The sequence below is a fragment of the Nocardioides sp. NPDC087217 genome (assembly GCF_044744805.1).
Classification (GTDB): Bacteria; Actinomycetota; Actinomycetes; order Propionibacteriales; family Nocardioidaceae; genus Nocardioides.
Genome location: NZ_JBIUZB010000006.1, coordinates 110,385 through 132,325, shown reverse-complemented (window position 1 = coordinate 132,325; position 21,941 = coordinate 110,385). Strand labels below are relative to the sequence as shown.

At 70.7% G+C, this 21,941-nt stretch carries 21 protein-coding genes; 13 read left to right on the top strand and 8 right to left on the bottom strand.

Translation table 11 applies throughout. The annotated features are described in order from the left end of the window. Positions 1 to 40 precede the first annotated feature (40 nt). Both ACIO3S_RS23500 and ACIO3S_RS23495 read left to right on the top strand, forming a co-directional pair. Entirely contained in the window at positions 41 to 676 is a 636-nt protein-coding gene (locus tag ACIO3S_RS23500; protein WP_160024344.1) for a DUF4126 domain-containing protein, read from the top strand. Further along, a complete protein-coding gene (locus ACIO3S_RS23495) occupies positions 673 to 1,998 on the top strand; it encodes a phytoene desaturase family protein (RefSeq protein ID WP_400468081.1) in 1,326 nt (441 codons plus the stop codon). The genes ACIO3S_RS23500 and ACIO3S_RS23495 overlap by 4 nt, the downstream gene beginning before the upstream one ends. A 7-nt stretch (positions 1,999 to 2,005) precedes the next feature. Here the strand turns inward: ACIO3S_RS23495 and metF are convergent, their stop codons facing one another. Further along, positions 2,006 to 2,896, bottom strand: a complete 891-nt coding sequence (metF, locus tag ACIO3S_RS23490) for a methylenetetrahydrofolate reductase [NAD(P)H] (RefSeq protein WP_160024347.1) — start codon at positions 2,894 to 2,896, stop codon at positions 2,006 to 2,008. Between the two features lie 34 nt (positions 2,897 to 2,930). On the opposite strand from metF, the gene ACIO3S_RS23485 reads away from it, so the two are divergent. Further along, a complete protein-coding gene (locus ACIO3S_RS23485) occupies positions 2,931 to 4,016 on the top strand; it encodes a polyprenyl synthetase family protein (RefSeq protein WP_400468080.1) in 1,086 nt (361 codons plus the stop codon). 6 nt (positions 4,017 to 4,022) lie between these two features. Here the strand turns inward: ACIO3S_RS23485 and ACIO3S_RS23480 are convergent, their stop codons facing one another. After that, entirely contained in the window at positions 4,023 to 4,700 is a 678-nt protein-coding gene (locus tag ACIO3S_RS23480) for an anti-sigma factor domain-containing protein (RefSeq protein ID WP_400468079.1), read from the bottom strand. Beyond that, entirely contained in the window at positions 4,690 to 5,292 is a 603-nt protein-coding gene (gene sigK / locus ACIO3S_RS23475; RefSeq protein WP_400468078.1) for an ECF RNA polymerase sigma factor SigK, read from the bottom strand. The genes ACIO3S_RS23480 and sigK overlap by 11 nt, the downstream gene beginning before the upstream one ends. Positions 5,293 to 5,393: 101 nt before the next feature. On the opposite strand from sigK, the gene ACIO3S_RS23470 reads away from it, so the two are divergent. Beyond that, on the top strand, positions 5,394 to 6,956 hold the full coding sequence (locus ACIO3S_RS23470; protein ID WP_400468077.1) for a molybdopterin-dependent oxidoreductase: 1,563 nt from the start codon (positions 5,394 to 5,396) through the stop codon (positions 6,954 to 6,956). On the opposite strand, the gene ACIO3S_RS23465 is transcribed toward ACIO3S_RS23470, so the two are convergent. The 3 genes from ACIO3S_RS23465 to ACIO3S_RS23455 are packed head-to-tail and all read right to left on the bottom strand — an operon-like array spanning position 6,957 to position 8,196. Continuing rightward, positions 6,957 to 7,379 carry a barstar family protein gene (locus tag ACIO3S_RS23465; RefSeq protein ID WP_400468076.1) on the bottom strand — a complete coding sequence of 141 codons (423 nt, stop codon included), beginning with the start codon at positions 7,377 to 7,379 and terminating at the stop codon, positions 6,957 to 6,959. It lies immediately after the preceding gene. Positions 7,380 to 7,384: 5 nt separating this feature from the next. Continuing rightward, a complete protein-coding gene (locus tag ACIO3S_RS23460) occupies positions 7,385 to 7,789 on the bottom strand; it encodes a ribonuclease domain-containing protein (RefSeq protein ID WP_400468075.1) in 405 nt (134 codons plus the stop codon). 35 nt (positions 7,790 to 7,824) lie between these two features. Beyond that, entirely contained in the window at positions 7,825 to 8,196 is a 372-nt protein-coding gene (locus ACIO3S_RS23455) for an Rv2175c family DNA-binding protein (RefSeq protein ID WP_160024352.1), read from the bottom strand. A gap of 113 nt (positions 8,197 to 8,309) precedes the next feature. On the opposite strand from ACIO3S_RS23455, the gene pknB reads away from it, so the two are divergent. From pknB to ACIO3S_RS23430, 5 genes are all read left to right on the top strand, one after another. Continuing rightward, entirely contained in the window at positions 8,310 to 10,433 is a 2,124-nt protein-coding gene (gene pknB / locus ACIO3S_RS23450; protein ID WP_400468074.1) for a Stk1 family PASTA domain-containing Ser/Thr kinase, read from the top strand. A gap of 2 nt (positions 10,434 to 10,435) precedes the next feature. Beyond that, on the top strand, positions 10,436 to 11,335 hold the full coding sequence (locus ACIO3S_RS23445; RefSeq protein ID WP_400468073.1) for a deoxyribonuclease IV: 900 nt from the start codon (positions 10,436 to 10,438) through the stop codon (positions 11,333 to 11,335). Positions 11,336 to 11,528: 193 nt separating this feature from the next. Continuing rightward, on the top strand, positions 11,529 to 12,503 hold the full coding sequence (locus ACIO3S_RS23440) for a hypothetical protein (protein WP_400468072.1): 975 nt from the start codon (positions 11,529 to 11,531) through the stop codon (positions 12,501 to 12,503). 8 nt (positions 12,504 to 12,511) lie between these two features. After that, positions 12,512 to 12,979, top strand: coding sequence for a GNAT family N-acetyltransferase (locus ACIO3S_RS23435; protein ID WP_400468071.1), 468 nt, complete (start codon positions 12,512 to 12,514; stop codon positions 12,977 to 12,979). A 134-nt stretch (positions 12,980 to 13,113) separates the two neighbouring features. Next, positions 13,114 to 15,159, top strand: coding sequence for a family 20 glycosylhydrolase (locus ACIO3S_RS23430; RefSeq protein ID WP_400468070.1), 2,046 nt, complete (start codon positions 13,114 to 13,116; stop codon positions 15,157 to 15,159). Positions 15,160 to 15,219: 60 nt separating this feature from the next. On the opposite strand, the gene ACIO3S_RS23425 is transcribed toward ACIO3S_RS23430, so the two are convergent. Both ACIO3S_RS23425 and ACIO3S_RS23420 read right to left on the bottom strand, forming a co-directional pair. Next, entirely contained in the window at positions 15,220 to 16,575 is a 1,356-nt protein-coding gene (locus tag ACIO3S_RS23425) for a class II 3-deoxy-7-phosphoheptulonate synthase (RefSeq protein ID WP_400468069.1), read from the bottom strand. A gap of 110 nt (positions 16,576 to 16,685) precedes the next feature. Further along, entirely contained in the window at positions 16,686 to 18,104 is a 1,419-nt protein-coding gene (locus ACIO3S_RS23420) for an APC family permease (protein WP_400468068.1), read from the bottom strand. 189 nt (positions 18,105 to 18,293) lie between these two features. Here ACIO3S_RS23420 and ACIO3S_RS23415 point away from each other — a divergent pair, with 189 nt between their 5' ends. The 4 genes from ACIO3S_RS23415 to ACIO3S_RS23400 are packed head-to-tail and all read left to right on the top strand — an operon-like array spanning position 18,294 to position 21,941. Further along, complete coding sequence (locus ACIO3S_RS23415) at positions 18,294 to 19,136, top strand: DUF1028 domain-containing protein (protein WP_400468067.1); 843 nt, start codon at positions 18,294 to 18,296, stop codon at positions 19,134 to 19,136. Further along, positions 19,133 to 20,602 (top strand): FGGY family carbohydrate kinase, encoded by a 1,470-nt coding sequence (locus tag ACIO3S_RS23410; protein ID WP_400468066.1) that lies wholly within the window; start codon positions 19,133 to 19,135, stop codon positions 20,600 to 20,602. Before ACIO3S_RS23415 ends, ACIO3S_RS23410 begins: the two co-directional genes overlap by 4 nt. Next, on the top strand, positions 20,599 to 21,072 hold the full coding sequence (locus tag ACIO3S_RS23405; protein WP_400468065.1) for a hypothetical protein: 474 nt from the start codon (positions 20,599 to 20,601) through the stop codon (positions 21,070 to 21,072). Before ACIO3S_RS23410 ends, ACIO3S_RS23405 begins: the two co-directional genes overlap by 4 nt. Next, positions 21,069 to 21,941: a metallophosphoesterase gene (locus ACIO3S_RS23400; RefSeq protein ID WP_400468064.1), complete on the top strand. Its 873-nt coding sequence runs from the start codon at positions 21,069 to 21,071 to the stop codon at positions 21,939 to 21,941. The genes ACIO3S_RS23405 and ACIO3S_RS23400 overlap by 4 nt, the downstream gene beginning before the upstream one ends.

Here is a 21,941-nt window from a genome sequence, read left to right as displayed (position 1 = left end):
CGCAGGCTCGGATGTCGGTGTCGTACGCCAAGATGTCCCCATGGAATCTCTAGCGCTGACCTTCTCCAGCGGGTGGGCCAGTGGCATCAACGCCTATCTGGTCGTGCTGGTGCTCGGCGTCGTGCAGCGGACGACGGGGGCCGAGGAGATCCCTGACGTGCTCGGCACCTGGCCGGTGCTGGCCGCCGCCGGGGCGATGTTCGCGATCGAGTTCGTCGCGGACAAGGTGCCCTACGTCGACTCGACGTGGGACTCGATCTCCACGGTGATCCGGCCCACGATCGGCGCCGTGATCGGCGTCCTGCTCGCCGGTGAGGCAGACTCGCTCAACGCGGCCGTCGGCGGCGTCGTGGGCGGCACCTCGGCGTTCATGTCCCACGTGGTCAAGGCCAGCGAGCGGCTGGCGGTCAACTCCTCCCCCGAGCCGGTCTCCAACTCGGTGGTCAGCCTGGCCGAGGACGGCCTCGTCCTCGGCGTGGTCTGGTTCGCCACCCAGCACCCGTTGGCCGCCGCCGGCATCGCCGCGATCCTGCTGGTGGCCGGGCTGGTGCTGGTGTATCTCCTCCTCCGCGCCGTGCGTGGGGGCTGGCGCAGGCTGACCCGGCGCGGAAGACGTGGCGCCCCTCCTCCAGGGGGCCCGTCCGACGGCACGACCAAGCCCTACCCCGTCCAGTGACCGCGGTCGTCGTCCTCGGGGGCGGGTACGCCGGGATGGCCAGCGCCGCCAGGCTGGCCAAGCTCGGCCACTCGGTGACCCTTCTCGAGGCCTCCGGTCAGCTCGGCGGCGCTCTGGTGCCGGTGCGCGAGGAGGGGTTCACCTGGGACGCCTCGGCGACCTCGACGCTGCTGCCCGCGGTGATGCGCGACCTGTTCCGCAAGTCCGGGCGGCCGGCTGAGCGTGAGCTGGAGCTGGTGCCGATGGACGTCATCCGCGAGCACCGGTTCGCCGACAAGAGCTCGGTCTCGGTGCCCGGCGGCACCCGAGGCGCCCAGCTGGCGGCCTTCGACGAGCTGGGCCCGGGCATGGGCCAGCAGTGGACCGACTACGTCGCCAGGTTCAGCGAGGACTGGGAGGTGCTGCGCCAGCACTACTTCGAGGTGCCGTGGGAGCCCACGGCGCTGCCCTCGGCCGTCGCGGAGCGGTTCCGTTCGCGCGAGACCCTCCACAAGCGGCTGCGCAAGACGTTCAAGGATGAGCGGCTCAGGCTGGTCGCGGCGCACCCGTTCGTCGCGGCGGGGCAGGAGCTGCGTGACGTACCTGCCTGGGCGGGGCTCATCGCCTATCTCGAGCAGCGCTTCGGCGCCTGGCGGGTCGAGGGCGGGATGGGGGTCGTGGCCGAGGTGCTCGCCGCCCGGATGGCCACCCGCCGGGTCTCGGTGCAGACCGCGACCCGCGTGGAGGACATCGTCGTACGCGACGGGCGGGCGGTCGCGGTCAGCACCACCGCCGGGGAGATCGATCTCGGCGCCGACGGAGCGGTCGTGGTCGCCTTCGACCCGCGCTCGTTGCCGGCCCTGCGGCCGCTGGTGGAACGTACGTTGCCTGCGATCCCGCCGATGACGTTCCACCTCGGGCTCTCCTCGCTGCCCGAGCACCTCGTCGACCTTCCCGACGAGCTGGTGCTCCACGGCGAGCCCACCCTGGTCGTACGCACCCGCGGGCTCGCCCCCGAGGGGCAGCACGCCTGGACGATCCACTCCCACGGCAAGCTGATGGAGGACGTCCTGCTGGCGCTGGCGCGCCACAAGATCGATCTGCGGGAGCACGTCGTGCACCGTGTCGACCTGGGCGCCGCCGAGCTCGTACGCCGCTGGCGCGGGTCACCGCTGGGCGTGAAGTGGGCGGGACGCGGCACGGTGTTCCAGCGCCTCGGGCCGCGCACCCCGCTCCCCAACGTCTACGCCGCCGGCGCCCACGCCACCCCCGGCTCCGGGCTGCCGTACGCCGGTCTCTCGTCCGCGCTGGTCGCGCAGTCGATCGGGCCTGCCGAGAGATGAGCGCAGGCTAGACCGTCACGTTGAGCTTGGCGAAGATCTCCAGCGTCGCCTTGGAGCGGTTCAGGGTGTAGAAGTGCAGCCCCGGGGCACCTCCGTCGAGGAGTTCCTGGCAGAGCTCGGCGGCCACGGCGATGCCCTCGGCACGGATGTCGGCGGGCTCGGGGCCGGCGGCGCTGAGGCGCTCGACGATCTCCTCGGGGACCTCGGCGCCGATCAGCTCGCTCTGGCGACGGATGGCGGCCAGGTTCAGGATCGGCATGATCCCGGGCAGGATCGGGATGTCGACGCCGCGGGCACGGACCCGGTCGACGAGGCCGAAGTAGTCGGAGGCACGGAAGAACATCTGGGTGACCGCGAACTCCGCTCCGGCCCTCGCCTTGGCGACCAGCACGTCGGCGTCGGCCTCGAGCGACTCGGCACTCGGGTGGCCCTCCGGGAAGGCGGCGACGCCGATGCGGAAGTCACCGCGCTCGCGGGCCAGCTTCACCACGTCGACCGCGTAGTCGAGGCCGCCCGGGGTCGGGGTCCACTCGGCGCGCGGCCCCTCGGCGGGGTCGCCGCGCAGGGCCATCACGTGCGCGACTCCCTTCGCCGCGTAGGCGTCCAGGATCGCCGCGACCTCGTCGCGGGTGTGGCCGACGCAGGTCAGGTGGGCGACCGGGAGCAGCTCGGTCTCCGCGGCGATCCGGCCGGTGATGGCGACCGTCTTGTCCCGGGTCGAGCCGCCGGCGCCGTAGGTGACGCTCACGAAGGTGGGGCGGTAGGGCTCCAGTGCGCGCACGGCGTTCCACAGCTGCTCCTCGCCGGCCTCGTCCTTCGGCGGGAAGAACTCGAAGGAGAACGAGCGCTCGCCTTGGTTGATCAGCTCCGCCAGGGAGCGTCCACGTCCAGTCACCATCGGGCCATCGTAGTGAGTGCCCTAGGCTCGGAGAGTGAATGAAACGTGGGACGCCGATGAATTCCGCCGTCGCGTCCAGGGGGCACTGGACACCTTTCTCGAGACGCAGTCCGAGCGGCTGGCTCCGCTCGGTGACGAGGTCGAACCGCTGCTGCGCCGAGCTCGCGAGTCGATGTCCGGCGGCAAGCGGCTGCGAGCCGCATTCTGCTACTGGGGCTTCCACGCGGTCCGCCCCTCCCCCTCGCCGGCCGAGGAGGAGTCGCTCGTCCGGGCGGCCGCCGCGCTCGAGCTGCTCCAGGCCTCGGCGCTCGTGCACGACGACGTCATCGACGACTCCGACACCCGGCGGGGGGCGCCGGCCGCGCACCGCGCGTTCGAGGCCGACCACTCCGCCGCGGGCTGGCCGGGCCGGTCCCGTGCCTATGGCGACGCCGCGGCCGTGCTCCTCGGCGACCTGCTGCTGACCTGGTCGGACGAGCTGCTGCGTACCTCTGGGTTCGGGGGCTCCGAGACCTCCGCGGCGCTCTCGGTGTTCGACCACACCCGCAGCGAGGTGATCGCCGGGCAGTTCCTCGACATCACCGTCCAGGCCCGCGGCGCGGCCGACGTCGAGGCGGCGATGAAGGTGGTGCGCTATAAGGCGGCCAAGTACTCCGTCGAGCGCCCCCTCCACGTCGGTGCCGCACTGGCCGGAGCCTCCCCGGAGCAGATCGAGGCGCTCTCGGCCTACGGCCTCCCCGTCGGCGAGGCCTTCCAGCTCCGCGACGACCTCCTCGGCGTCTTCGGCGACCCCTCGGTCACCGGCAAGCCTGCCGGCGACGACCTCGTCGAGGGCAAGCGCACCGTCCTGGTCGCGCTCGCCCTGCAGGCGTCGCCGCCCGCCGACGCCGACCTCCTCGACCGCTCCCTCGGTCAGCCGCTCACCGCGGACCAGGTCGCGGCGCTGCGTACGATCATCGCCTCCTCCGGCGCCGAGCAGCAGGTCGAGAAGACCATCACCGAGCTCGCCGACCAGGGACTCACCGCCCTCGACGACGCCAAGTCGTCAGGCGCCCTCGACGCCGGCGCCGCCGAAGTCCTCCGCGCCCTCGCCACAGCCGCCACCCAGCGCACGGTCTGACCGGCGTCAGAGGCGCTCGGCAGGCATCTGGAAGAGGACCTTCTCCGAGGGCTGGTCGGAGCCGCCCTCGGGTTCCATGGTGACCATCAGGTCGCCGTCCTCGACCGGTACGGCGACGGCCATCTCCTCATCGAGGACGCCGGCGGACTCCATCCCGGCGTCGGTGTGCCACCAGACCTGGTAGGTCATCCCGGCGGGACGGTCGAGGTGGGCGGTGTCGACGGCGACCATGTGCATCTCGTGGGACATCGCGACCATCAGCTCGCCGTCGGAGGTCTCCTCCTTGTGCATCCGCGCGTCCGGGGCCGACATCACCTGGGCGGCGGTCATCGCGGGCGGGTCGTCATCTCGTACGACGACGCCGACCGTCACGCCGACACCGATGACCAGGGCCGCGACCGCGGCGATCGCACCCACGAACCAGCGACGACGAGCGCGGCCCGCGGCGACCACGGGCGGGAGCTGCGGAGTCTCCGAGGCCGTACGCATCACCCTCGCCCGCAGCGACGCCGGCGGGGTCTCGGCGACCTCATCGGCCAGCGACGCGGTCGCCGACCGCAGCGAGTCGACCTCCTCGCGGCAGTCGGGGCAGGCTGCCAGATGCGCCTCGACCTCTGCTCGCTCCTCGTCCTCCAACGAGTTGAGCAGGTAGGCCCCGACCAGACCGTGTACGTCAGGCGCCATCGTGCACCTCCAGGCAGTCCCTGAGACGGATCAGCCCGTCGCGCATCCGCGACTTCACCGTCGGCAGCGGCCGGCCGAGCAGCTCGGCGACCTCGGGATAGGTGAAGCCCTGGTAGTAGGCCAGCCGCACGGCCTGGGACTGCAGCGGCGTGAGGGAGTCCAGGCAGCGGCGTACGCCTTCGTGCTCCGAGGCCGTGACCACAGCCTCCTCCGGGCCGGCGACGTCCACCGGCTCACGCCGGCCGACGTGCTCCTCCCGCGCCCGCGAGGCCTGCGTGGAGCGCACGGTGTCGACCGCGCGACGGTGCGCGATCGTCAGCACCCAGGTCCGGACGGAGCCGCGCGACGGGTCGAACCGGGCGGCTTGGCGCCACAGCTCGGTGAACACCTCCTGGGTCACCTCCTCCGCACGCGAGGGGTCGCGCACGACCCGCCGGGCGACGCCGAAGACCAGCGGAGCCAGCTCGTCGTAGAGGCGGCCGAAGGCATCGAGGTCGCCGCCGGCGACCGCGGCGAGCACCGCCGCCGGGTCCAGGTCGTCATCGGGGTCGGGCAACGACTCGTCGCCCACGACCCGCAGCGCTCGCCGCATGCACACCCCTTCCGACACATCACAGATCTCATCCCGTGTTCGCAGCCGAAGAGTGGGAGGATTGGTCCCATCCGCCCATCGATCGGCCACGAACCCACAGCATGACATCCGGCAACCTCGCCGAGCAGAAGACCTCGAGCTCCGCTTCGGCACCGCGTCTTCCCTACGGCCCCCTCGCGGGCATCGCCGCCGGCGTACTCGGACTCGGCGTCGCCGAGCTCATCGCCGCCCTGGCCGGCGGCGCCTCGCCCCTGCTCGCGCTCGGCGACCGGGTCATCGACCTCACCCCGCGCTGGCTCAAGGAGGCGGCGGTCGCCACCTTCGGCACCGCCGACAAGCCGATCCTGCTCGCCTGCGTCGGGCTGGTCACGCTGGCCCTGCTCGGGGTCGCCGGGGCCCTGGCCGTACGCCGCCCCGCCCTCGGCGCGGGCATGCTGATACTCCTCGGGGCCATCGACATCGCCGCCCTCCTGGCCGACCGGGCCGGCAACGGGACGACCGGGATCGTCGCGATCGTGATCGGCCTCGCGGTCGGGATCACCGCACTGATCCTCCTCACCCGGCCCCTACGCGACGCCGACAGCCCGCCCACCGAGGCCGAGGCGCCCGACGGCTTCGACCGTCGCAGGTTCCTGGTCGCCGCCGCGGCGGTGACCGCGGTGGGTGCGGCCGGCGGGGTCGGCGCCAAGGTGGTCACCGCACGCCGGCTCCCCGCGACGAGGGTGGCCATCCCTGCGGCCGTCTCCCCCGCCGCGCCCCTCCCGGCGGGCGCGGAGCTCCGGATCGACGGGCTCACGCCCCACCTGACCCCCGTCGACGACTTCTACCGCATCGACATCGCCCTGCTCACCCCACGCGTCGACCTCGCCGACTACCGGCTCAAGATCCACGGCTTGGTCGACGACCCGGTCGAACTGACCTACGAGGACCTGCTCGCGATGCCGCTCTACGAGCGCCGCGTGACGATCTGCTGCGTCTCCAACGAGGTGGGCGGCGACCTGATCGGCAACGCGACCTGGACCGGCGTACGCATCCGCGACGTCCTCAAGCGCGCCGGCCTCTCCCCCGACGCGGACGCGGTGAAGTCCACCGGTGCCGACGGCATCACCATCGGCACCCCGCTCGAGGCGCTCACCGACGGCCGCGACTCCCTGCTCGCGATCGCCCAGGACGGCGAGCCGCTGACCCGGGACCACGGCTTCCCGGTCCGCATGGTCGTCCCCGGCCTCTACGGCTACGTCTCGGCGACCAAGTGGCTCACCGAGCTGGAGGTCACCCGCTTCGCAGACTTCCGCGCCTACTGGACCGACCGCGGCTGGTCCGCCGAGGGCCCGATCAAGACCGAGTGCCGCATCGACCTGCCCGGCGACGACGTCATGCCCGGTGAACGCACCATCGCAGGTGTCGCCTGGGCGCAGCACCGGGGTGTGAGCAAGGTCGAGGTACGCATCGACGACGGCCCCTGGCAGCCCGCCACGCTCGCCGCCGAGGACAGCATCGACACCTGGCGCCAGTGGACCTACCGCTGGGACGCGACCGAGGGCGAGCACCAGATCCAGGCGCGGGCCTACGACCGCACCGGCACTCCGCAGACCGCCGACGAGGCACCGCCCGCTCCCGACGGAGCCACGGGCTACCCCACTCGTACGGTCAACGTCGGGTGATCAGCCCAGGTCGGTCAGGTCCGTCTCCGGACCCTCCCCGCGCAGCAGCACGGTGAACGCCGGCCGGTCCTCGGAGATCTCCGCCGACCGGTCCTGGAGCACCCGGACGATCTTGTCGAACCCGGCACGATCCGCGTACGCCGCGCACCCCCACGTCTCCCACAGCAGCACCGTGGGCGCGGAGAGGTCGCGCAGCGAGTCCCAGAGCGCGTCGAGGTTGCGGCCGAAGTGAGCCGGGAAGCCGAGCGCGGCGCCGATGGCACCGAGCACCTCGTCCTTGGTCTCGGCCACATCGGCGATCTGCGCCAGCGACCAGCCCGCGCCGGTCACCGACTCGGAGAGGTCGGCCGCGGCCAGCTCGGTGTGCCAGCGATAGACGCCGGGATCGACCTTTCCCGCTAGAAGCCCTGCCAGTCCACTCATGCCCATCACCCCCGGTCGATCCGTGAGAACGACTCGTAGTGGTCCTCGGTGAAGTAGAACTCCCCACCCTCGCCTGTGACGATACGCCGCGCGCCCCGGTCATCGGAGCCAGGCGTCGGCACGGTGTATTCGGCGTAGTAGCCCGATGCCTCCTCGGGCAGGATCCCCTCGCGGTTGCCGAAGGTGCTGCCGTCCTTGCCCGGGTAGGGGAACGGGCCGCCGGCGTCGATCAGCTCGAGCGTCTCCACACCCTCGGGCGGCAGGTCTGACTCCGCGATCCAGGCGAGCCCGCTCTCGGGGTCGGTGCCGGTCCTCTCGCCACCGCCCGCCCCGGAGTCTCCGCCACATCCGGCGACCAGCGCCATCAGGACGGCGAGCAGCAGGCCGATCAGGGCGGACTTCGACCTCACGAGGTTCCTCCGAGACGTACGGAACGGTTGGTCGTCTAGAGTGCCATGGCCTGGGCCCGGCGCTTGACCTCCGACCCGCGGTTCTCCCGAAGCGCGTCGATCGGGCGGCCGGGAAGGTCGTCGTCGAGGAAGAGCCAGGCGATGATCTCGCGGTCGTCGTAGCGTCCGTCGTGGAGCACGTGCAGCAGCCCGCTCAGACCCTTGACCGGCAGACCGTCCTGGATGAACAGGGCCGGGATGTGCTGGCCCTTCATCCCCGGAGGCACCGCCGCGGCGAGCTCGTGCTCTCGGATCATGGTGCGCACCTTCCCCACGGTCACTCCGAGCAGAGACGCGGCCGTAGCCCAGTCGATCCACTCGTCAACCAGGGCACCCAGGTCCTGCTCCGCCAGCCGCACATCGCTCATAACAATCACATTACCGGCCCGGGTAGCCGGTCCGGAAAGTCGTGAGTGGGACCCGCTGGTCCGTACCATTGCCCGGTCCGGAATACTTCTCCGACCGGAGACAGGAGGATCGCGTGGCTAGTGAGGCGGACCCCCGTGACGACGTCATCGGGCGCCACGGCGGAAGCTCGGCTACCGCATCCGACCCCCTTCTGGGCAAGGTCTTGGGGATGCGTTACCGGATCGTCGAGAAGGTCGCGAAGGGCGGCATGGCGACGGTCTACGTGGCCCACGACATGCGGCTGGACCGCATCGTCGCCGTGAAGGTCATGCACCAGGACCTCGACGAGGAGGGCAACTTCGCCGAGCGGTTCGTACGCGAGGGCAGGTCTGCCGCGAAGCTCTCCCACCCCAACGTGGTCGCCGTCTACGACCAGGACGAGGACGACGGCGTCGCCTTCCTCGCGATGGAGTACATCGAGGGACACACCCTGCGCGACACCATCGCCTCACAGGCTCCCCTGGGCGCGGCGAAGGCTCTGGCCTACATCGAGCCGATCCTGAGCGCGATGACCGCGGCCCACGCGATCGGGATCGTGCACCGCGACATCAAGCCCGAGAACGTGCTCATCACCACCGGTGCCGCCTCGATCTCGCAGCGGGTCAAGGTCGCCGACTTCGGTCTGGCCCGGGTGATGAACAACAACTCCAACGACGCCACCACCGGCAACCTGGTCGGCACCGTCTCCTATCTCGCGCCCGAGCTGGTCACCGAGTCCAGGTCCGGGCCACGGTCCGATGTCTACGCCGCCGGCGTCGTGCTCTACGAGCTGCTCACCGGCCGCAAGCCGCACAGCGGCCCCTCGCCGGTCGAGATCGCCTACAAGCACGTCCACGAGGACGTCCCGCCGCCTTCGAAGGCCGCCCCCGGCATCCCCCGGTACGTCGACGCCCTGGTCGCCCGGGCGACCGCCCGTGATCCCGAGCTGCGCCCGGCCGACGCCGGCGTGCTGCTGCGCATGGTCAACCGGGTCATGGCCACCCTGTCCGCGGGCATCTTCGACGACCCCGACCTCACCGCCGACTTGGCTCTCCCCCGGCCCGGCGCACCCGATCAGGGAGCCCAGGGCGCCGGTGCCACCGACTCCCCGGCACGGGCTCGCGACGAGTCCGCCGCCGAGACGACCGCCGTCCTGCCCGCTCTCGGCCTGGGAGCGTCCGGACCGTCCGGTCCGCCGCCGGGTCGTCCCCCGGGTCCGCCGGGGCCGCCTCCGGGCGTCGGCCTCCCCGCGGGTGCACGGCTCTCGCTGAGCGAGCCCGAGGAGAACGTACGCATCGCCCCGACCCCCACGCAGCCGAAGCAGCGCTGGAGCATGCCGGCGACCTGGAGGGGCCCGATCGCGATCGGCGCCGCCGTGGTGGCCGTCGCGCTGGTGGCGGGCGGGCTGTGGTGGTTCATCGACGGTCGCTACGAGCGGGTGCCCTCGGTGGCCGGTCTGAGCAAGGCCGCGGCGACCACGCAGCTGCAGGACGCCGGCTTCGAGGTCTCGGCCAACACCGAGTTCTCCGACACCGTCGAGGAGGGCGTGGTGATCGACTCCGACCCCGGCCGCGACGACAAGGCGCTGCCCGGATCGACGGTCGAGATCAGCGTGAGCAAGGGCGTCGAGGAATACTCCGTGCCCAAGGTCAAGGGGATGCTCGCCGACGACGCTCAGGACGAGATCCGCGACAAGGGCCTCGGCATCGGCGACCCGATCGAGAAGTTCAACGACAACGTCCCCGAGGGCTACGTCATCAACTCCCAGCCGCGCGCCGGCACCCTGGTGCGGCCCGGCAAGGCGATCGTGCTCGTGATCAGCAAGGGCCCGGCGCCCGTCGACATCGTCGACTGGACCGGTCGTAGCGCCGAGCGCGCCAAGAAGTCGCTGGAGGCCGACGGTCTGAAGGTCGAGATCCAGGAGGAGGAGAACCAGGAGATCCAGCCCGGCACCGTGCTCAGCCAGAGCCCCAACTCCGGCACCCTCCCCAAGGGCGAGACCGTGACCCTCGTGGTCGCCAAGGGCCCCGACGCCGTCGCCGTCCCCAACGTCGTAGGCAGCAGCAAGGACACCGCGAAGCAGACCCTCGAGGCCGCCGGTTTCAAGGTCAAGGAGGAGAAGGACGACTTCGCGCTCGGCCTCAACTTCGTGACCCGGCAGGAGCCCGCCGGTGGCGAGGCGCCCTACGGCTCCGAGATCACGATCTGGCTGAACTGACCTTGACCTCTTCTCGGACCTCTCTTCGCAACCCGATCGGCACCCACGTACAGGTCGGCAAGGGTCTCGTCGCCGGGGCCCTCGCCAACACCGACGCCGTCGGCGGCGAGACCCTGCAGATCTTCGTCGGCAACCCACGAGGCTGGGCGCTCTCGGCCGGGAAGCCCGCCGAGGACAAGGCGTTCCGGGCAGAGATCGAACGGCGCGGTATGCGTGCCTTCGTCCACGCCCCCTACCTGGTCAACCTGGGCTCGCCGACCCCGGCCACCTACGAGAAGTCGGCCGCCCTGGTCGCCCACAATCTCCGCCGGGCCGCCGACATCGGCGCCGAAGGGGTCGTCATCCACACCGGCTCCTTCGTCTCCCCCGACGGGGATGCGACCGAGAAGCACGCCGTCGCGATGAAGCAGGTACGCGAGGCGCTGCTGCCGGTGCTCGACGAGATCGCCGCCGACGACGCGCCCTGGCTGCTGCTGGAGCCGACCGCCGGCCAGGGACGCTCGCTGTGCGCGGGCGTCGAGGACCTGCCGGCCTACCTGGAGGCCGTCGACTTCCACCCCAAGGCCGGGATCTGCCTGGACACCTGCCATGTCTTCGCCGCCGGCGCCCCGCTGGACGAGCCCGGTGGCGCGACCGCGTGCGTCGACCGGATCGTCGAGATCGGCGGCCCCGGACGGCTCCGGCTGATCCACGCCAACGACTCCAAGGACGTACGCGGCAAGCACCTCGACCGCCACGAGCAGATCGGCCGCGGCCACATCGGCACGACGGCCTTCGAGGAGCTCTTCGCGCATCCGGCGACCGACGAAGTCCCCTTCATCCTGGAGACTCCCGGCTCTCGCGACGCGGACAACCCCGATATCCCCCTGCTCCGCGATCTGCGGGCATCGGCCCAAGGTTAAGGCGGGTGACCTAGGCTTGGGAACGCACGGGAGTGATCTTCGACGCCATGGGGGTGGCATGACCAGCTGCGCACAGTGTGGACACCGGCTGTCCGATGAGCCGGCGTGCCCGATGTGTGGACTCGAGGTCGCCACGGAGCCCGACCGAGCAGCCGAGGCTGACTCCACCGATGTAGAGGAAAGGACGCCGCCCGTGTCCGCTGCTGAAGCGAAGCCCGAAGCCATGCACGCTGCTGAAGCGAAGCCCGAGCCCGATGAGCTCGACGAGCCCAACGAGACGACCGTGATCCGGAAGCCCGTCCCATCGACCGCCCCGGAGGCCGTCGAGGATGAGCCCGACGCGGCGCAGACCTCCCTCAGCCTGCCTCGGATCAGCGCCTACGGCGACGACAACGTGCCGGGCCCGGCATCCTCGGCCTCCAACGACGAGCCCACCGAGCGCACCTCGAGGCGCCAGGCGCCGTCCGTCGAGGAGAAGCTCGACACCGACGACGAGCCCGACGGGACCACCGCGGTCCGCCCGGCGTACGCCCCGCCGACCGCCCCGCCGCCGGCCACTCCCCCGCCGGGACACGAGCCGGCCGCCGCGGAGCAGGCCGTGATCCCCGAGCCCGAGCCGTCGCCCGTCCCGGACCCCTCGCCCTTCCCGGAGCCGACACCGGTCCCGGAGCCCGAGCCCGTCCCCGACCCGGAGCCCGTCCCCGACCCGACCCCGGAGCCTGGTCCGCTTCCCGGACCCGAGCCCGTCCCCGAGCCCGAGCCGGTCTCCGAGGCCACGGTCGAGGCGGCGTACCAGCCCTTCGTCCAGCCCTCCGGGATGCTCGTCCAGGAGTCGCGCAACGGGCAGGTCCGCCACTGGGCCCCGCCTGAGGAGCAGGAGACCGCGGCCGAGGTCTACGAGACCGAGCCCGCCTACGCGACCGGCTACGCGGAGGAGGCCTACGTCGGCGAGGAGGCCGGCGACTGGCAGACCGGCTACGGCTACGTCGCCGAGCAGGAACCGATCGAGCAGGACTTCGGCGACTACGGCGCCCAGCAGGAGTACGTCTCCTCGCTGATGGCCGCCGAGCCCGAGGACAACCCCTCGACCTGGATCGTGCTGCTGTGGGTGGGCGCGATCTTCATGATCGTGATGCTCGTGCTCGGCATCTGGCTGATGACGCTGTAGCCGCCTAGATGCCGAGAATCATCGTCGCCGAGATCAGCAGCGACGAGCAGCGCGCCCTTGCGCTCGACGTCTGGCGGGCGGCCAACGCCGCCCGCCGCCGCACCGCCACCGAGGCCCGGATCCGCCGCGTCCGCGAGAAGCTGGACTCCGCCGAGCTGGCGCTGCTCGCCCACTACGGCACCCGCCCGGCGGGGATGCTGGTGGCCGAGACCTATCTCGTCGACGGCGTACCCCTCCCCGGCTACGGCCACATCTCGATGGTCTTCGTCGACCCCGCCGTCTGGGGCTCCCACGTCGGCACCGAGATGATCCGCGACCTCCAGTCACGCGGCTGGGAGGGCCTCAGCGTCTGGACCCGCACCGACAACCGGCGCGCCCAGCGCCTCTACGAGCGCACCGGCTTCACCGACACCAGCAACCGCAGCATCCTCCACGACGGCGACGAGATCATGCAGCTCGCCTGGGCGAGGGGCTGAGCACCGGGCGATAATTAATTTGTTGAGCGAATTTACGAAAACCCTGTCGGGTGCGCGAGCGCGTCACTACGCTCGCCGGGAGCAGCACAACTTCTTGATACTCGCCGCGTCGCCGCGGCAGAGAGGAATGTTGAATGTCTCGCTCGATACTCGCCGCAGCCGCCGCTCTGACCCTCGCCGGCTGCCTGGTCACCATGGCGGCCCCGTCGGCCACCGCATCCACCCCCACCTCCGCTCCCGACACCCCCGTCCCGGGCCTGGTCCCGCTCCCGGTGCAGGTCGCCGAGCAGTCCGGCCCCGACTTCGTCCTCACCCCCGGCGCGCGCATCGTCGCCCGCGGCGAAGCCGCAGCGGTCGGGCGCCTGCTCGCCACCACGCTCCGCACTTCGACGGGCTACGCCCTGCCGGTCGTCTCCGCACACCCGAAGCCCACCGATCTGCAGCTGGTCATCGACCCCGGCGCCGACTACGGCCAGGTGGCGGGCAACCCCGAGGCGTACGCCCTCTCCTCCGGCCGCTCAGGTCTGCGGATCAGCGGGGCGACCCGGCACGGGCTCTTCAACGGCACCCAGACGCTGCACCAACTGCTCCCGGCCTTCGCCGGTTCGCCTGTACGCGTGCACCAGACGTGGAGCGTACCGGCCGTGAAGGTCCTCGACGCGCCGCGGTTCGGCTACCGCGGGATCATGGTCGACGTCGCCCGGTCGTTCCAGACCGTCGACGAGGTCAAGCAGATCATCGACGCCGCCGCCTCCGCCAAGCTGTCGGTACTGCACATCCACCTGGCCGATGACCAGGGCTGGCGCATCCAGATCACCAACGACGGGCGCGCGGCCGGCGACGACATCGACTACACGGCGCTGACGCGAGAGTCGGGCGGCACGGCGGTCACCTCCAACGCCTACCAAGCCCTGGACGGCCACACCGGCTACTACACCCAGGCCCAGTACCGCGACCTGGTCGCCTACGCCGCCGAGCGCGAGATCGACATGGTCCCCGAGGTCGACATCCCGGGCCACACCAACGCGGCGCTGCACGCGATCCCGCAGCTCAACACCGCCGGCTCGAGCCACACCGGCACCGCCGCGGAGCCGGTGGCGCCGGTCAACAGCACGATCGACGTCGGCTACTCCTATCTCGACCCGTACGCCGAGGTCAGCTACACCTTCGTCCAGCACGTCTTCGCGCAGCTGGCCGAGATGACCCCAGGCGACTACCTGCACATCGGTGGCGACGAATCGCACGCCATGACCGCCCGCTACGGGCATCAGGGCTATGTCGACTTCGAGAAGCGGGCCGTGGAGATCGTGCACGACCTCGGGAAGAAGACGCTGGGCTGGAACGAGTACTCGGAGACGACCCTCACTCCCGGCGACGGGGTGCAGTACTGGGCCGGCTCGACCGACTTCGCCAAGCGCGCCGTCACCGAGGACGGCGCCAAACTGCTGGTCTCACCAGGCAACAAGTCGTATCTCGACATGAAGTACAACCCCAAGACGCCGATCGGGCTGTCCTGGGCGTGCTCGGGCTCGTGCGACTTCCCGGACTACTACGCCTGGAGCCCCCAGAACGTCGTCCCCGGGGTCGGTGACGCCGACATCCTGGGCACCGAGGCGCCGCTGTGGTCGGAGACCATCCGTGGCGTGAGCAACGCGGAGTTCATGATGTTCCCGCGGGCCCTCGCGCACGGGGAGGTCGGCTGGACCCAGGAGTCGCTGCGCGACGGGGCCGACTTCGCCCGCCGGGTCGCGGACGTCGGCACCCGGCTCAACACCGCCGGCACCAACTTCTACGACGGCCGTCACGCCGCCTGGTCCACCGCCGTGACCGGCACCGATGCGGTCGTACGCCACGGCTCCTCGGCCACCATCGCGGCAGGTCTGCTCGCCGCGCCGGGCACGAAGACGGACGGATCCACGGTCGCCGTCGACGCGGTCGACGACGCCGACGGCCTGGGCGGCACCGCGCTCACGGGCGCGCTCGGCGCGGCGGTCCGCTTCGGTGACGGCACCCCCGGCGTGCCCGCGACCTTCACCACGACCACCCCGCGCGACGGGCTCCACGCCGCCGGCGTCTACCGGATCAGCGCGTCGCACCGCTACGCGCGCCCGGGTACCTATCACGGCACGGTGACGACCTCGGACGGTCGCACGGCCACGTTCACGGTCAGGGTCCGCTGACCGATCCCCTCAGTCGGCGCGTCCTGCCTCGCAGGACGCGCCGACTGGGCGTCCGACGGGCTACTTGTTGCGGAGCATCTCGGCGACCTGGAACGCCATCTCCAGCGACTGGACCCGGTTCAACCGGGGGTCGACGACACTCTCATAGCGGTGCACGAGACCGGCCTCGTCGAGCTCCTCGCCGCCGCCGATGATCTCGGTGACGTCGTCGCCGGTGTTCTCGACGAGGATGCCGCCGGGGACGGTGCCGAGGGCGTGGTGGACGTCGAAGAAGCCCTGGACCTCGTCGAGGACGTCCTCGAAGCGGCGGGTCTTGTAGCCGTTGGAGGTGGAGAAGGTGTTGCCGTGCATCGGGTCGGAGATCCAGGTGACGTTGACGCCTTCGGCGGTGATCTTCTCGACCAGCCCGGGCAGCCCGTCGCGCACCTTCCCCGCGCCGAAGCGGGTGATGAAGGTGAGCCGGCCCTCCTCGTTCTTCGGGTTGAGCTTGGCGGCGAGCGCGAGCGCGTCGTCGGGGGTCGCGGTGGGGCCGAGCTTGCAGCCGATCGGGTTGTTGAGGTGGCGGAAGTACTCGACGTGGGCGCCGTCCAGCTGACGGGTGCGCTCACCGATCCAGACGAAGTGGCCGGAGACGTTGTAGGGCGTCTCGGTGCGCGAGTCGATGCGGGTCATCGCGTGCTCGTACTCGAGCAGCAGCGCCTCGTGGGAGGAGTAGAAGTCGACCCGGTGGAACTCCTCCGGGTCGGCGCCGATGGCCTCCATGAACGCGATCGCGCGCTCGATCTCGGAGCCCATCGCCTCGTACTTCGCGCCGACGGGCGAGTTGCGCACGAACTCGGAGTTCCACGTGTGCACCTGGCGCAGGTCGGCGTAGCCCCCGGTGGTGAACGCGCGCACGAGGTTCAGGGTCGAGGAGGAGGCGTGGTAGACGTCCAGCAGCCGCTGCGGGTCGGGGATGCGGGACTCCTCGGTGAACTCGAAGCCGTTGACGGCGTCGCCGCGGTAGGCCGGCAGGGTCACTTCCCCACCATCGGGCAGAGTGCGGGTCTCGGTGTCGGAGGAGCGCGGCTTGGCGTACTGCCCCGCGAGCCGGCCGATCTTCACGACCGGGACGGAGGCGGCGTACGTCAGGACCACTGCCATCTGCAGCAGCACGCGCAGCTTGTTGCGGGTGTTGTCGGCGGTCGCCTCGGCGAAGACCTCGGCGCAGTCGCCGCCCTGCAGGATGAACGCCTCACCACGGCCGGCGGCGGCGATCGAGCTCTTGAGCTGGTCGCACTCCCCCGCAAAGACGAGCGGCGGCTGGTTCCTCAGCTTCTCGACCGCCGCGGCCAGCGCGGCCGGGTCGGAATAGGTCGGCTGCTGAAGGGCTCCGATGGCGTGCAGCTGCTCGAGGGAGGGGAAGGCGTCGTTCACGAGCCTCAGGGTACGCGGATCACCCGGTTGTTACGAAGTCATCTCAGACACGGCAGGGCCGGCGTACGTCCTTAAGAGTTCGTACGCCGGCCATGACCGAAGTCACCCGGTTACTTGTCGTCCTCGGGGTTTACGTCCATGTGCTCGATGTCCTGGAAGTGCGGCGGCGCGTCGTCCTTGTTGGCGAACTTGTTGACGAGCCAGGTGATGGCCCACAGGATCACGCCGATGACCATCAGGCCGCCGGCGATCTCGTAGACGATGCCGTCACGGTCGACCCACGGGCCGGCCAGGTAGATGCACAGGATCGCGGCGATGGGCGGCAGCCACCTCGGCGCGGTGAAGAACGCCTTGTCGGTGTCGGCACGTCGGTTGCGCAGGACCACGCAGGCGATGTTGACGATCGCGAAGACGCACAGCAGGAGCAGCGCTGTCGTCGAGCCGAGGTTGGAGACGATGTTGCTGTCCGGGTCGCTGGAGACGTACCAGATCAGGCCGAGCGCCAGCACCGTGGTGAAGATGATGGCGATGTACGGCGTGCGGCGGCCGGGCAGCACCGCGCCCAGCTGCTTGGGCAGCACCCGCTGCTTGGCCATGCCGTAGACGAGCCGACTGGCCATCAGCATGTTGATCAGCGCCGTGTTGGCGACGGCGAAGACCGCCAGGAACGGGAACACCTTGTCGATCGGGAAGTCGGGAGCACCCTTGGCGACCACCTCGAGCAGAGCCCGGCCCTCGGACTCACGGATGGTCTCGAGCTCTCCGGGGGTCAGAACGCTGACGACCGAGACCGCGACCAGGATGTAGAGGAGCGCGGCAGCACCCAGGCCCATGAACATGGTGCGCGGGAAGATCCTCTCCGGCTCCTTGGTCTCCTCGACCATGTTGACCGCGTCCTCGAACCCGACCATCGCGAAGAAGGCCACCGAGGTCGCCGCGGTGACCGCGAAGACCACGCCCATGTCGGAGTAGTCGTCGAAGGAGACCAGCTCGGACATCTCCGCCTTGCCCTGGGCGATCACGTAGAAGCCGACGCCGATCACGATGCACAGCGCGACCATCTCGACGACGGTGAGGATGATGTTGAACTTCACGCTCTCGCCCACACCACGCAGGTTGATCAGCGCGAGCAGGACCATGAAGCCCAACGCGACCAGCGTGACGACACCCTCGCTGGGCGCGTCCATCCAGCCGTTGATCTCCAGACCACCGAAGAAGTTCTGCGCCAGCGTGTTGGCCGAGGTCGACGCGCTGGTGATGCCCGAACAGGCGACCGCGAAGGTCACCATGAAGGTGAGGAAGTGGATGCCGAACGCCTTGTGCGTGTAGAGCGCGGCACCGGCGGCGCTGGGATACTTCGTCACCAGCTCGAGGTAGGAGAACGCGGTCATGGTGGCCACCACGAAGGCGAGCAGGAACGGCAGCCACAGGATGCCGCCCACGTAGCCGGCCATGGTCCCGGTGACGGCGTAGACGCCGGCTCCCAGGATGTCACCGACGATGAAGAGCAGAAGGAGCCAAGGCCCCATCACTCTCTTCAGCTCGGGTGTTTCTTCTTTCGCCAGGGTTGTCATGATGTCCTTCCTGGTCACGTTCGAAACTCAGTTCCGAAATTGGGATGAAGGGATCCCTCAATCAAAGCCCAACCTCGCCGTCAGGTGTACGACAATTCGTCAACACGCCGTAACCGGACGAAATTTCGTGGATAGGGTCACGCCATGACCTTCTCCATCGTCGCCCGAGCAGTTGATCCAGGCACCGGGGAGCCCACCTGGGGTGTGGCCGTCGCTTCGAAGTTCCTCGCCGTCGGATCGGCCGTCCCGGCCGCCGTCGCGGGGGTCGGAGCCATCGCCACCCAGGCCGAGGCCAACGTCGCCTACAAGGGTCTCGCGCTCGCTCACCTCGACGAGGGTGCGACCGCCTCGGTCGCCCTCGAGAGGCTGCTGGAGGAGGACGAGCGACGGGACCACCGTCAGGTCGGGATCGTCGACGTCGACGGCAACGCCGCGTCCCACACCGGACCGTCCTGCTTCGCCTGGGCCGGTGGCCGGACCGGCTCCACCGACGATGGGGCGTACGCGATCCAGGGCAACATCCTCACCGGTCCCGAGGTGGTCGAGGCGATGGAGGCGGCCTGGCTGGCCTCCGGGCCCGAGGAGCCGTTGCAGCACCGGCTGCTGGCGGCCCTGGCCGCGGGCGACGAGGCCGGCGGCGACAGCCGCGGCCGGCAGAGCGCGGCCCTCCTGGTGGTGCGCGAGGAGGCCGGCTACGGCGGCAACGACGACATCGCGGCCGACCTCCGGGTCGACGATCACCCGGCGCCGATCACCGAGCTGAAGCGGCTCCTCGACCTCAGCGACTTCTACCTGACCGCCTCGACCGAGACTGAGAAGGTGCAGGTCACCCCCGAGATCGAGGCCGAGGTGGAAACGTACGCCTCGGCGCAGGGCGCCTCGGGCTTCCTCGCCTGGGTCGCCACCGAGAACTACGAGATGCGGGTGGCGGAGGACCTGTCCTGGATCGACCGGCGCATCCTCGACATCGTCAGGACGCCGAAGTGAGCGCGATCCTCGCCATCGACGCCGGCACCACCGGCGTCACCGCCCTGATCGTGACCGAGAAGGGCGAGGTCGCGGCCCGGGGCTATGAGGAGTTCGACCAGCACTTTCCCAGCCCGGGCCGGGTCGAGCACGTGCCCGAGGGGATCTGGCAGGCGACCCTGGAGGCGTGCCGTACGGTCCTCGCGGCCCACGGCAAGGACGACCTCGTCGGCATCGGGATCACCAACCAGCGCGAGACGGTCGTGCTGTGGGACCGGGAGACGCTGGGGTCACCGCGGCGGGCGATCGTGTGGCAGGACCGGCGTACGACCGCGATGTGCGCCTCGATGGCCGACCACGACGCCCGCGTCCGGGAGCTGACCGGGCTCCGCCTGGACCCCTACTTCAGCGCGACGAAGCTGGCCTGGATCCGTGAGAACGAGCCGCACACCTGGGCGCACGTGGAGTCGGGGCGCTATGCGATCGGCACCGTCGACTCCTACCTCATCGCCCGGATGACCCGCGGCATGCACCACGTCTCCGACGTCTCGAACGCGTCGCGGACGCTGCTGTTCGACATCGGCGCCAACGACTGGTCCGACGAGCTGTGCGACCTCTTCGGGGTGCCGCGCGACGCGCTGCCGGAGATCGGCCCCAACTGGGGCGAGGGCGTGGTCACCGACCCGCGCTCCTTCCTGGATCTCTCGCTGCCGATCGCCGGAGTGGCCGGGGACCAGCAGGCGGCGCTGTTCGGGCAGGCCGCGTTCGAGGTGGGCGACTCCAAGTGCACCTACGGCACCGGCTCGTTCGTGCTGACCAACACCGGCACCACCCCGCAGCGGTCGGACTCCGGACTGCTCACCTCCCCCGGCTGGATGTCACCGTCAGGAGAGGTCACCTACGTCCTCGAGGGCTCGATCTTCGTGACCGGCGCCGCGGTGCAGTGGCTGCGCGACGGCCTGCAGATCATCGGCTCGGCCGCCGAGACCGAGGCCCTGGCGCGCACCGTCACCTCGTCCGAGGGCGTCGTGTTCGTGCCCGCCCTGACCGGCCTCGGCGCGCCCCACTGGGACCCCGACGCCCGCGGCACGATCATCGGCATCACCCGCGGCACCACCCGCGCCCACATCGTGCGGGCGACCCTGGAGGCGATCACCTTCGAGGTACGTGACGTGATGGCGACCATGCCGACGCCCGTCGCCTCGCTCAACGTCGACGGCGGCGCGGCCGCCAACAACCTGCTGTGCCAGCTCCAGGCCGACCAACTCGGGGTGGACGTCTCTCGCCCTCGCCATGTCGAGACCACGGGTCTGGGCGCGGCCTTCCTCGCCGGCCTCGGGGTCGGCGTGTGGTCCTCGTTCGACGAGATCCGCGAGACCTGGGCTCTGGACCGCACCTTCTCCCCCGACGCGTCGCGTCGCGATGCGGCCGATGAGGCGTACGCCTCCTGGACCCGGGCGGTCGAGCGCTCCAGACAGTGGGCATGAGCAGCCCGCCGCGCGGGCTTCCCTGGTGGGCGTGGACGCTCATGGCGGGCACGCTGCTCGTCGTCGCGGGGCTGGTCGCGGTCGTCGTGCTGGTCGTCGCCAGGGTGGGCACCGACATGCGCGAGGCGGCGGAGGACCAGCCGGCCGACTGCGTCGATCTCGCGCAGGCGGTGGGAGCGCCGGACCTGCCGGACGGGACCTCCGCGGCGAGCTGCACCTACATCGGGTTCCAGGACTGGCAGATCGAGGGCGCGATGACGGTCCCCCGGGCCGAGCTCGACGCCTGGCTCGCCCGGTTACCCGGCTCGCCGGTGCTGGACGAGGCCGGCTGCACCGACGACGCGGTCGCCTGTGCCCAGGTCGACCTCACCCAGGTCGGGGACGAGGTCGACGCCCACTACCTGGACGTCGCCGTACTGAGCGAGAATGACGGCGTCGCCGAGGTCCTCATGGCAGCCTTCACCACGTGACCCGGATCCTGCATCTCTCCGATACCCACGTCTCCGCGACCGGCATCGACATGGACGGTGTCGACGCCGTCGCCGCTCTGGAGCGCATCCTGCACGACGCCCGCCACCTGCCCGGCCTGGACGCCGTCGTGGTCAGCGGCGACATCGCCGACGACGGATCGGCTGCCGGCTGCCGCTCCGTCATGGAGCGGGTGGGTGCGTTCGCGGCCGAGCGCGGCATCCCCCACCTCTACTCGACGGGCAACCACGATGCCCGTGGCCCGTTCCGCGAGGTGCTCGGCAGCGGGCATCGCGATCCCGACGGGAGCGACCGCGGCCGGCTGCTGGACCCGGACTCGGACCTGTGCGCGGCGGTCAGCCACCTGGGCGAGCTCAGGGTCATCACCATCGACAGCCTGGTCCCGGGCAAGACCCACGGCTTCATCGACGAGCACCAGCTGGCCTGCCTCGCGAACGAGCTGGCCACTCCGGTGCGCGACGGAACGGTCCTCGTCCTGCATCATCCGCCACTTCACCTCGCCTCGGTTCCCTACGTGGCCGATGTCGTCCTCCGCAACATCTCCGCCCTCGGCCGGGTGGTGCGGAGCAGCGACGTACGCGCCATCCTCACCGGACACCTGCACTTCCAGGTCAGCGGATTCCTCGCCGGCGTACCCGTCTGGGTGACCCCCGGCATCGTCACCCGCATCGACACCACCGCTCCCCCACATCTCGTACGCGGCGTGCTCGGTGCCGGCGCGAGCGTCGTCGACCTCGCCGACCCGGCCTCCCCCACCTTCCACGTGCTCTCCGCCCGCGACCCCCGTGCGGGCGAGCAGGTCTACCTCTACGACCCCGCCTCCGGAGAAGACGTCGCAGAGGAGGAGTGA